At 34.2% G+C, this 10,244-nt stretch carries 9 protein-coding genes; all 9 read right to left on the bottom strand.

The window, feature by feature from the left end; translation table 11 throughout:
- Positions 1–6 precede the first annotated feature (6 nt).
- Entirely contained in the window at positions 7–858 is an 852-nt protein-coding gene (locus tag AC4AGG_RS13470; RefSeq protein WP_489772528.1) for a diacylglycerol/lipid kinase family protein, read from the bottom strand.
- Between the two features lie 45 nt (positions 859–903).
- The gene (locus tag AC4AGG_RS13465; RefSeq protein ID WP_489772527.1) at positions 904–2,862 is read right to left on the bottom strand and encodes a transglutaminase-like domain-containing protein; all 1,959 of its coding nucleotides are present in this window, start codon (positions 2,860–2,862) and stop codon (positions 904–906) included.
- A gap of 2 nt (positions 2,863–2,864) precedes the next feature.
- Positions 2,865–4,757 carry a DUF3858 domain-containing protein gene (locus AC4AGG_RS13460; protein WP_489772526.1) on the bottom strand — a complete coding sequence of 631 codons (1,893 nt, stop codon included), beginning with the start codon at positions 4,755–4,757 and terminating at the stop codon, positions 2,865–2,867.
- Between the two features lie 128 nt (positions 4,758–4,885).
- Positions 4,886–5,752, bottom strand: coding sequence for an RsiV family protein (locus AC4AGG_RS13455; protein ID WP_489772525.1), 867 nt, complete (start codon positions 5,750–5,752; stop codon positions 4,886–4,888).
- Positions 5,753–5,802: 50 nt separating this feature from the next.
- Complete coding sequence (gene gyrB / locus AC4AGG_RS13450; RefSeq protein ID WP_489772524.1) at positions 5,803–7,737, bottom strand: DNA topoisomerase (ATP-hydrolyzing) subunit B; 1,935 nt, start codon at positions 7,735–7,737, stop codon at positions 5,803–5,805.
- A 206-nt stretch (positions 7,738–7,943) separates the two neighbouring features.
- Entirely contained in the window at positions 7,944–8,768 is an 825-nt protein-coding gene (locus AC4AGG_RS13445) for an OmpA family protein (protein WP_489772523.1), read from the bottom strand.
- A 218-nt stretch (positions 8,769–8,986) separates the two neighbouring features.
- A complete protein-coding gene (locus AC4AGG_RS13440) occupies positions 8,987–9,160 on the bottom strand; it encodes a hypothetical protein (protein WP_489772522.1) in 174 nt (57 codons plus the stop codon).
- Positions 9,161–9,228: 68 nt separating this feature from the next.
- A complete protein-coding gene (locus tag AC4AGG_RS13435; protein ID WP_489772521.1) occupies positions 9,229–9,966 on the bottom strand; it encodes a hypothetical protein in 738 nt (245 codons plus the stop codon).
- A 113-nt stretch (positions 9,967–10,079) separates the two neighbouring features.
- On the bottom strand, positions 10,080–10,229 hold the full coding sequence (locus tag AC4AGG_RS13430; RefSeq protein WP_489772529.1) for a T9SS type A sorting domain-containing protein: 150 nt from the start codon (positions 10,227–10,229) through the stop codon (positions 10,080–10,082).
- Between the last annotated feature and the right edge of the window lie 15 nt (positions 10,230–10,244).

Genomic DNA, 10,244 nt, shown 5'->3' with positions numbered 1-10,244 from the left:
AAAAATTTAGATTAAAATCTTTAAATTCTTTGGAAGAACTTTAATCGTTACTGGAGAACTCATCTTTCTATAATCTCCATCAATATGCCAATTTTGGGTATCTACGTTGAAAGAGATTTCTGGAACCGACAAATAGGTCACAAATTGACTGTTCCCAAGCGTTTTATTGAATAATTGGTAAGCAAAAACAGCAGAATAACGCATTGGAAATTTTTTAACTAAAACAATCTCTACCAATCCATCACTTTTACTCGCATGAGGTGCGATATAGGCATTATTCCCAAATTGTCTTGTATTAGCGACATTGACCATCAAATATTTTCCGTTATACTTTTGATATTCAACGTTATCAAATTTGATTTCAATGGGCTTATACTTAATAAAAGTCTTGATAGACACTTTAATATAATTTGCAAATCCCCTAGAAGTTTTTTCGAATTCCTTCGCTACTTTTCCGTCAAATCCTGCTCCTGAAACGTTGACAGACAAGACATCATTAACTAAGAAAGTGTCTATTCGTTTGGTTTTCTTCTGTTTGATCTTTTCCAGGAGCGAATCTAGATTTTTGCTAAAGTTAGTTTCATTAGAGAAACCGTTGCCTGAACCAGCAGGAAAAATAGCCAAAACTTTATCGGTATCAACTAACTTTCTCGCAACAGAAGAAATTGTCCCATCGCCTCCCACAGCAACAAAAATATCGACTTTCTCCAAATTATCTTCGATAAATTGGTGCGTCCCATCAATTGATTCAGAAATATAAACAATAGGCGTCCCCAACTTTTCCTTCAATTTTTGAAGAAAAGGTTGATAGTTTTTACCTGCCGAAAAAGGATTGATAATAAATGCTGTACGATTCACAACCGCAAAATTAAAAAATGCTCCCGAATAGAGAGCATTTTGTGATTATTTTTTAACCAAACTAACAACTTGGTTTTGGGTATCTACCACCACTTTCCAAATCTGCTTGAAGGCAGGGTAATATTCTTTTGGATAATTGGCACTTGCGACCTTTAGAGTACTCGTCACTACTAATGCATTGCCTTTTTGTTCGGTCATATAGCTGTATTCAATTTCTTTATCTTCGGTAACAATTTTTTTGCTTTTTGGTAAGTTCTCTACTACATAACCTTCAGGAATCTCTAATGTTACTTTTTTGGTTCTTGTGAATGGGGTTAGGAAATCAATGGGATACTTTCGTTCTGTGGTTTGATTGAATTCGTTATTAGTTTTGTTGAGAAATAACATAGGATTAAGGATAATTTTCTTCCCAACAACATCCATCATTTGGTTAGAAGTAAAATTCATCGTGCTTTCAAAATCAGTTTTATTAACTAGATTAGATTTAACATTAGTAAATTCAACTGAGAAATTTTCTTTGTACTGCTTTTGATACTTTTCAGGATTTTCATCATAATGTTCCTTTGCCGACATTGCAAAAAGTCCAGTATCTCTATCTCTATATGTTCCACTTACACCTTCTTCCAGATTAATTCTAGCTGTAATTTCCAAATCGTTTTCACTCATTTTTGAATTAACGATTGTTATAACATCAGACTTTTTTTCCGTCACCAACACACCATAATCGTTCCAATCTCGAGGAGGCAAAAGGTTATCCGAAGACTGTCTGGAAGTTGCGTCATACAGGTGAAAACCATCTGCCAGCTTAACACTTGCTATAACATAGTCACAATTAGTAATATTAGGAATTGATAAATTAATTACACCATTTCCTATTGTGGATAATATTATTGGATCTGCTTCCAAGCCCGCTTCTCTCAACATTGCTACTAACAGCAGATTAATATCGCCAACACTTCCGATCTTGGTCGAAAGTAATTCCTTGAAACCCTTATCCGTGTATACTCCGTAAACTTCATTCCAAGTATAGTTGTTCTTCACATAATCAAAGATTATATTGGCTTTTGCTAAATAATTTTTTTCTGCTATTGCTTCAGAAGGAATTAATGCTTTTACAAGTTTTGATTTCTTCAACTCTTGTCCAAAATCTTCATTCTCATACAGTTTCTTACCAATTTCATCCCACGATGATGAGTAATTGGTAACACCATTAGAGTTATTAAAAAAAGTCGAATGTAATTCCGCTTTAATCTTGGTTCTATAATTATTTTCATTCTTTGTAAACTCTTCTGACTCAAAACTTTTAATATTCTCGTAACCAAAACGATAAGTTCTATAATTAGTTCCATACAAAGTCTTTTCACCAATTTCTTTATACTTAGGAACCAACCATCCCGTATAATCCAAATTATACGACATACTTACAGGGCTATCAAAAACATACTCCATATACACCGATGGAATATCTTGCTCAATCACAACTCTTGGTATCTCATATAAAAAATTACCTGGTGAGACTAGCTTATAAGTATACTCTATTACCGAACCATTTTTGACATTGGGAAACGCGACCTTACTAATAGTCAAATATTTGTTTTCTTTAGACTTGTATTGAGATTTTTTTTCGGCTTTGGTTTCTGTTTTACTTCCATTTTCGATATTATACACAAAAGCCTTTAACCCGCTAAGTTCCTCATTCACGTTGCCTTCTCTAGTACGAAGTCCAATCTCTAAATTAAGCCAATCTTCTGCCCTATCTTTGTCATAAATCTTAATTCTGCAAAAAACATCTTTATTGAGAAGGCCACTACTTAGATCAATCCAATAGTGTACAGACTTAAATAGGATTTCGGCTGGAGCTTTATCATCAATCAAAGATTTTTCCTTTGATAAATCTGCATCATTAAATTTTGGAATATTCAAAAATTCTCTCTTCTGTGCTGATACTAAAACTCCTAAAAAAAGGATAAAAGCACAAAAAAATCGTTTAAAATTCATGTTCATATCTATGGTTTTGTGATTAGTATTTTTGAATTATCTCCATTAGCGATCTTATTTCTGAAAGCAACATAATCATTAAATTTCTCTTTTGGGAAAATTCCGTCATTAAGTTTTAAGGTTCTTTTTACAACAATTCCGTTATCTTTCTTCGTTAAAGCCAGATTATAAGAACCGAATTCTGAAGGGACAGAAACATTTTCAGGAATTTCTTCAGCAACGTAACCAGCCGGAAAAATATATTCGATCTCATACTCGTCTTGAAAACCGTCAAGTTCAAAAGGCAAAACTCGGCCTTCATCCTTGCGATAGGTTCTCTCCGAAAAAATAGGAACCGAACGAAATAGGATACTGTTCCCTAATATTTTGGAATAATTAGGTACTTTAAAATTCATATCATAACTCAAAGTTCCAACATCTCTGTTGTTCTCAAGATTTTTAACCGCAATCGTTTCGAAGTCTAAAATTCTGTATGAATTTTTCACCATATTTTCTCTGTCCTTTCCTTCATAGGAAAGAAGTGCTAATCCATAATCGTATTGACTACCAGTGTACTCAATATGACCTTCACCAATAATGCTTTTATCCGGATTAACAACCAATTTCAGGTTTTGCTTCTCTTTATTTTGCTCTGGAGCATAAACAGGAGTCTCAATAATATCAATACCATTAGATTTAACTGCAAGAACATTTCTGTTAGTGATGCGAAAACCAAGATGGTTAAAAGCAATTTTTTGGGATGTATTTTCTAACCAAATCATTTTATCTTTGTCAGGAACCATAAGAATAATATGATTACCTCCCATCTTGGGAAAATCTTTATCAAAACTCTGCGATGAATTTCCAGAATTGATAATACAGTAATAAGAAGGAATTCCAGCTGCATTAAGTAGAGTCCTCATATAATTGGTTAACGCTTTGCAATCTCCGTAACCTTTTTTATGCACTTCATCAGGAGTCATTGGAGACCATCCCCCAATTCCTAATGTAACAGCAATATAACGAGTTTTGGTCTGCATATATTGGTACAATTTTTTGACTTTCTCTTCGGTACTTCCCTGCAAATTAAGCGCTTTGACCTCTGCTTGCATCTCTGGTGTTGCTACTGAAACTGGACTAAGTAAATTATTGTAATACCACGACCCAAAGCTCTCCCATGTATCTAAAGTCCCTTTCTTTCCTTCTAGGTTAAACTGCTCTAACGCAAAACTAACTTTAGGCAAAACTTTGGTTGGCTCTGGACAAAGCAATTCACTATTGATAGCAGGAATATTGCGATATGTATAGCTTTTTTCTCCTACCCCATCTTGGCTTTCCACAGACGCAAAATTATAAGGTGACGGATATACTTTTGTCCTAAGATTAATACCTGAATTATTACTAATCTTCATCTTACTTTCTTCCAATGAGACACCATAGCTGTAAAATGGAACAAAATCTGGAATAAAAACAGTATTCTCACTCTTCTTTTTGTAAGAAAACTCAACAGTATAGGGTAATTGAGTAGAAACCAATGGCAAAACCATTACTCTAGAGTCCGAAACAAAGGTTCCTTGCGAGTTATTAGCTTGATCATTAAAATCTGATTTCGAAAAACTCTTAATTTTATTACCTGCTTCATTATATATATTGACTTTAACGTCAGAAATAACATCCCCTTTGTCATAATATATTACAGGAACTACAAATCTTTCGGAATCTTTACTAAAAACGGTCCTAACATCAGAAAATTCGAAATCAATACTCGAAACATTATTAATTGTGATCGTTGTATTGTCCTTTCTAATGACAACACTAGCATCTTTTTTTAATTCTTCTTTTATTCCTGAAACCGAATAGTTCTGTGCATTAGCGAAATAAAGCCCTATAGAAAAGGCAAAAAGGAAAAATACTTTTTGCATAGATATGTTTTTACTGCAATATAATCAAGTTTCCCGATTCTTACAATAACACAAACGATAAAAACATCCAACATTTATCACCAAGAAAATACCACTATGCGCCAAGATCTAAAACATTGAAATACTGATTATTTAATATCCATTCTTTTAATAAACTTCTTAGTCAAATAAGGTTTCACTTCTTCATAAGGTAAAAAAATTGATATTACTCCAGCTGTGTAGGCTCCAATTTCGTACTCGTTATACAGTAAACTTATCCCTTTCTCATCAAAATAAAAATTTTGCGTCATAGGAACTGATTTTTCGTACTCTTCAAAAACTAAACCTTCAGGAATGTGCTTGGAAACAACTTTTTCCCACTCTCTTTCATTCAATCTGAGGATATCACTAAGCTGCAAACTCTGCCCATCTCTAAAATCGAAAGTCCTCCACTGATAATGATGATAGGGATGTGCTGCGCCTGGACTCATCCCATCAAAAGTATATTGAACAGTCACTAAATCATTCTTCTCATAATGAATATCCATTCGACAAGTTTCATAAGAGATTCTCTCAGAATCATACTCTGGGATATCTTTCATTTCCTTAATAAGCTCTCCCTTATTTTTAGCACTCAACCTTCTAAATTGGAGAAGAAGTTCCTTTTTATTTGCGCCTGTAACTCGAACGTTATACAGCTTGGAAATAGGTCTGTAGATACTATCTAACAAAACTTTGTTATCAATACTAGGAAAAACCAACAATTGATAATTAGTATCAAAATTTACCTTATTTTTAATCCAAACTGAGTCATTTACAATTATTGAATCAAGCGGAAAACTAAACTTTTTAGGTTCCTTTTTCACCGACTTGACTTGCAACACGGCATCTGCGGAAACCTCAGTTTTTGCAAAACTGTCGTTCATGATATCATAAACCTCGACTTCCTTCTTTTCTTTGTGACATCCCACAAACAAAAGAAGCATAAGAGCTAAAAGAATGGAAAAATTCTTCATGTTTTTGGATAAAAAAAACCGTTCAAAATAATTGAACGGTTAAGATATTGTTAAGCATCTATATTCGCATAGATGGCGTTCTTTTCTATAAACTCTCGACGTGGTGGTACTTCATCCCCCATTAACATAGAGAAAACATTATCAGCATCAGCCAAAGATTCAATGGTTACTTGCTTCAAAATACGGTTTTCAGGATTAAGAGTTGTTTCCCAAAGTTGCTCTGGGTTCATTTCCCCAAGACCTTTATAACGCTGTACTTCCACCCCTTTCCCATCAGGAGACATTTCCAAAGTTTTAGCTTCGCGTTCTTTTTCGTTATACGCGTATTCCTTTTTATTTCCTTTCTTCAACAAGTAAAGCGGTGGTTGCGCAATATAAATATATCCTTGCTCAATCAATTCCTTCATATAACGGAAGAAGAAAGTTAAAATCAATGTAGAAATGTGAGAACCATCGATATCGGCATCGGTCATAATCACAATTTTATGATAACGTAGCTTAGCCAAATTCAACGCTTTACTATCTTCCTCTGTTCCCACAGAAACTCCTAAAGCAGTATAAATATTTTTAATTTCCTCATTATCATACACTTTATGAATCATAGATTTTTCAACGTTCAAAATTTTACCTCTTAACGGTAAAATAGCCTGAAAATGTCTATCTCTACCTTGCTTTGCCGTTCCACCTGCGGAATCTCCCTCCACTAAGAAAATCTCAGAAATTTCAGGGTCTTTAGATGAACAGTCAGACAGTTTACCAGGAAGTCCAGAACCTCCCATTGGAGATTTACGCTGAACCATTTCTCTCGCCTTCTTAGCCGCTTGTCTTGCTTTAGCAGCAAGAACAACTTTTTGTACAATTTGCTTTGCTTCTACCGGATTTTCCTCTAAGAAGTTGGTCAACATTTCACCAACAATCTTGTCAACAGCTCCCGAAACCTCAGAGTTACCCAATTTAGTTTTGGTCTGACCTTCGAACTGAGGTTCCATTACTTTAACGGAAATAACCGCTGTTAAACCTTCACGGAAGTCATCACCAGTTACCTCTACTTTTTCTTTTGCTGGAAGACCTAATTCATCAGCATATCTTTTTAACGTTCTTGTCAATGCTCTACGGAAACCTGCTAAATGCGTTCCCCCTTCGTGAGTATTGATATTATTCACATAAGAGTGAAGGTTTTCATTAAATGAAGTATTGTAACGCATGGCTACTTCCACAGGAATATCATCACGCTCCCCTTCCATGAAGATTACGTGTTCCATGATCGACTCTCTGTTACCGTCAATATACTCAACAAATTCTTTCAATCCTCCTTCTGAATGGAACGTTTCTGTTGGGAAAGTACCATCTTCATTAGGGAATCTCTCATCTGTTAAAGTAATCGTGATTCCTTTATTTAAGAAAGACAACTCACGAAGTCTCGTTGCCAAAGTATCGTAGTTGTAAACTAACTCCTGAAAGATAGTATCATCTGGTAGGAAAAACTGTTTGGTTCCTCTTTTATCACTTTTCCCAATTTCTTCAACTTCTGTTTGAGCTTTTCCTTTGGAATATACTTGTTGATAAACATTACCATCTCTATAAACCGTGGTAATCATTTCATTGGAAAGTGCGTTAACACAAGATACCCCAACACCATGAAGACCCCCAGAAACCTTGTAAGAATCCTTATCAAACTTTCCTCCTGCTCCAATCTTGGTCATTACCACCTCAAGAGCTGATTTTTGCTCCTTCTCGTGAAAATCTACTGGGATACCACGACCATTATCAGTAACTTCGATACCGTTTCCTTCTTTAATCGAAACCGTAATCATGTCGCAATATCCTGCCAAAGCTTCATCGATAGAGTTATCTACTACTTCATAAACTAAATGGTGAAGACCTCTAATGCCTACATCACCAATGTACATCGAAGGACGCATACGAACGTGCTCCATTCCTTCCAATGCCTGAATACTACCTGCGTTATATTGATTTTGACTCATAATAAATTTTAAGATTAATTTTTTAAGATTTGAAATTCAAGACTTTAAATAAAAAAAAATAAAAGCCTTGATCTCTTATCTAAAAACTATAATTTTTGCTTTTTGCAAAGACTTACAAATATCGTGATTTTTATTGAATTATGAAAGTATAAATACCATCGAAAACCGAAAGTTTTCCACAAAAATGGAAGCGTTTTGGAAGACCATTATTTCTTGATCAACATTACATCTACTCTCCTATTTTTTGAACGATCTACTTCTGATTTTTCGGGGTAAACCAAAGGATTAAGATGACCCAATCCAACAGCTTTGACGCGAGAAGAATCGATTCCGTTCGAGATTAAATACTCTTTGACCGCATTTGCCCTAGTCCAAGATAAGTTGAAGGTTCCCGTATCCAAATCCTCTCCATCAAAATTATCATAATCACAGCAAATATGTCCTTGCAACTCGACTTCAATAGTTGGATTTTCCCGCATTAGCGTGACGAATTGAGAAAATTTCTTTTCAGAATCTCGTAGCCAGATATGACGACCACCAATAAAATTTGCTCCAGGAAGAGAAAAGGTGTCTTTGACCTTTCTTTGTGAAATATTTTTAATAGAAAACTCTGGATAAGCTTCTCTTTTTATTTGCTCTCCCTCTCTAAAATTTTTATCAATAAAAATATCTACTCTACGATTTTGAGACTTCAAGAATTCTGAGCTATTATCATTGATTTGCTTGGTTTCTCCTAAGCCAATTGAAGATTTAATTTTGATTGGATTCAACCCTTTACTCAGAAGATAATCTGTAACGCTTTTAGCTCTTTTTTCAGATAAAACTTGATTATAGGATTCTGAACCCGATGTATCTCCATTCCCGAAAATTCTAAAAATAAGACTACCTTTCAACGCTGCAATGCTATCCAACTTCCGTTTGGCAGCGAGGTTAAGTTCAGAACTATCATACTCAAAGAACACCGACGTCAACATTTGAGCTCTAAGTCCAGAATAAAAAAGCAAAAACAGTGAAACAAGAAAGGTTTTCATAAAATTATTTACACAAGAAGATAACGTCTAATAATCTCTTGATTACTCGATATAATTTCCGCAGGACTCATTTCTACAGAATCGCTTTTAGCCTCCATAGTTTCGTACACATACTACAAAACCGGATCAACATAAGCCATACTCCATATATACACACTCTGTTTTGGGACAATAAGATAACCTGCTTTATCGCTAAAATCCTTATCCACATCAATTATTTATCCAAATTCCTTATCTGCGAAAGAAGACAGCTTGTGCTTTCCTGCACTAAGGTTAATAAACAAATCTGTTTTATCTTTTAATTTGTACTCTTTATCATCAATCTTTATAATCATTTCGGTATAGTAAGGATTATAAATCTGAATATTCCCGCTTTGGGAATATGATAGCATAACCATCAACAAGAAAAAAGATATAGTTTTTGTAAATTCAACATATTGGTAATGACAAGTAAAGCCTTCTAAAACCGTTTCCGAATTTGCGAAAATATTACGCTCAAAATAGCTATAATTAGTTGTAAAAACACAATAACAACGATTGCGATAATAAAACCCGGAATAAGTAAAATAGGTCCAACAACAATCCATCCTGTTGATAATATTGCTGCAAAAATACCTATCGTCACCGCAACAAGAATAACAATAATCAATGGCATCATCCACCAATCTTTGGGCTCCGAATAAGAAATACTCGGTAGCACAAATCCTCTCTTATTACCATACAGAACCTCTTTGAGAAAGGATTGATCAGAAATAATCTTGAACTTGTCTTTCTTTGCAAAAACCTTCTTGTTAGCTTGTACCTTACTTGAGTCAAAGAAAAGTTGTATATACTTCTCTTTTTTAGCCTCATCATATATTCGTCTGACCTTAAAAGATTCTTCGGTATCAATATTTTTAGGTTCAGGATAGAATACCTCTTCAAGCAGATAATCACTACCATCAATTGATTCAAAACACAGAACAGTACAAGAATCATCATCTAAACTCGCATTTTTCACGATAGAAATCTTGGAAAAATCTTTCTTTATATAAGCCTTCTTGTCACCTAAATAGATCTCCATCCAATTCATACCATTTCTCCGTTTCTCTCGATTGTAATTGATAAAATCTCCAGGTTTTAAAAAATTCGTTGTCTTAGAGTGCTCATCATGATGAGAATGCACGGCAATCGGTTGCAAAATATATAATTGATTCATGTTATAAAAATAAAAAAAATCTTCAACAAAGTACGTGATACAAGTTGTTGACATATAATATCAAAAAAATCCTGAAAATTACATTTCAGGATAGTATTTCGAAATCAAGTTGCTTATTTTTTAACTATTTTCTGAGAAACAACTTCACCATTGGTTTTCGTAATTTTTACAAAATAATTTCCCTGCTGAAGATTCCTACAATCAATTGATTCACTTGCCTTATCACTTATGAGTAACCTTCCGTTAACATCAAAAATTTCTATTTTTTGAATATCTTT

Source organism: Chryseobacterium sp. CG10_8, assembly GCF_058117085.1.
This window is presented reverse-complemented; position numbering and strand designations above follow the sequence as displayed.

Excerpts from the sequence above, each read along its gene's own strand:
- AC4AGG_RS13440 (WP_489772522.1), bottom strand. The coding sequence starts at position 9,160 with ATGCTATCATATTCCCAAAGCGGGAATATTCAGATTTATAATCCTTAC.
- AC4AGG_RS13435 (WP_489772521.1), bottom strand. The coding sequence starts at position 9,966 with ATGAATCAATTATATATTTTGCAACCGATTGCCGTGCATTCTCATCAT.
- AC4AGG_RS13460 (WP_489772526.1), bottom strand. The coding sequence starts at position 4,757 with ATGCAAAAAGTATTTTTCCTTTTTGCCTTTTCTATAGGGCTTTATTTC.
- gyrB (WP_489772524.1), bottom strand. The coding sequence starts at position 7,737 with ATGAGTCAAAATCAATATAACGCAGGTAGTATTCAGGCATTGGAAGGA.
- AC4AGG_RS13465 (WP_489772527.1), bottom strand. The coding sequence starts at position 2,862 with ATGAACATGAATTTTAAACGATTTTTTTGTGCTTTTATCCTTTTTTTA.
- AC4AGG_RS13445 (WP_489772523.1), bottom strand. The coding sequence starts at position 8,768 with ATGAAAACCTTTCTTGTTTCACTGTTTTTGCTTTTTTATTCTGGACTT.
- AC4AGG_RS13455 (WP_489772525.1), bottom strand. The coding sequence starts at position 5,752 with ATGAAGAATTTTTCCATTCTTTTAGCTCTTATGCTTCTTTTGTTTGTG.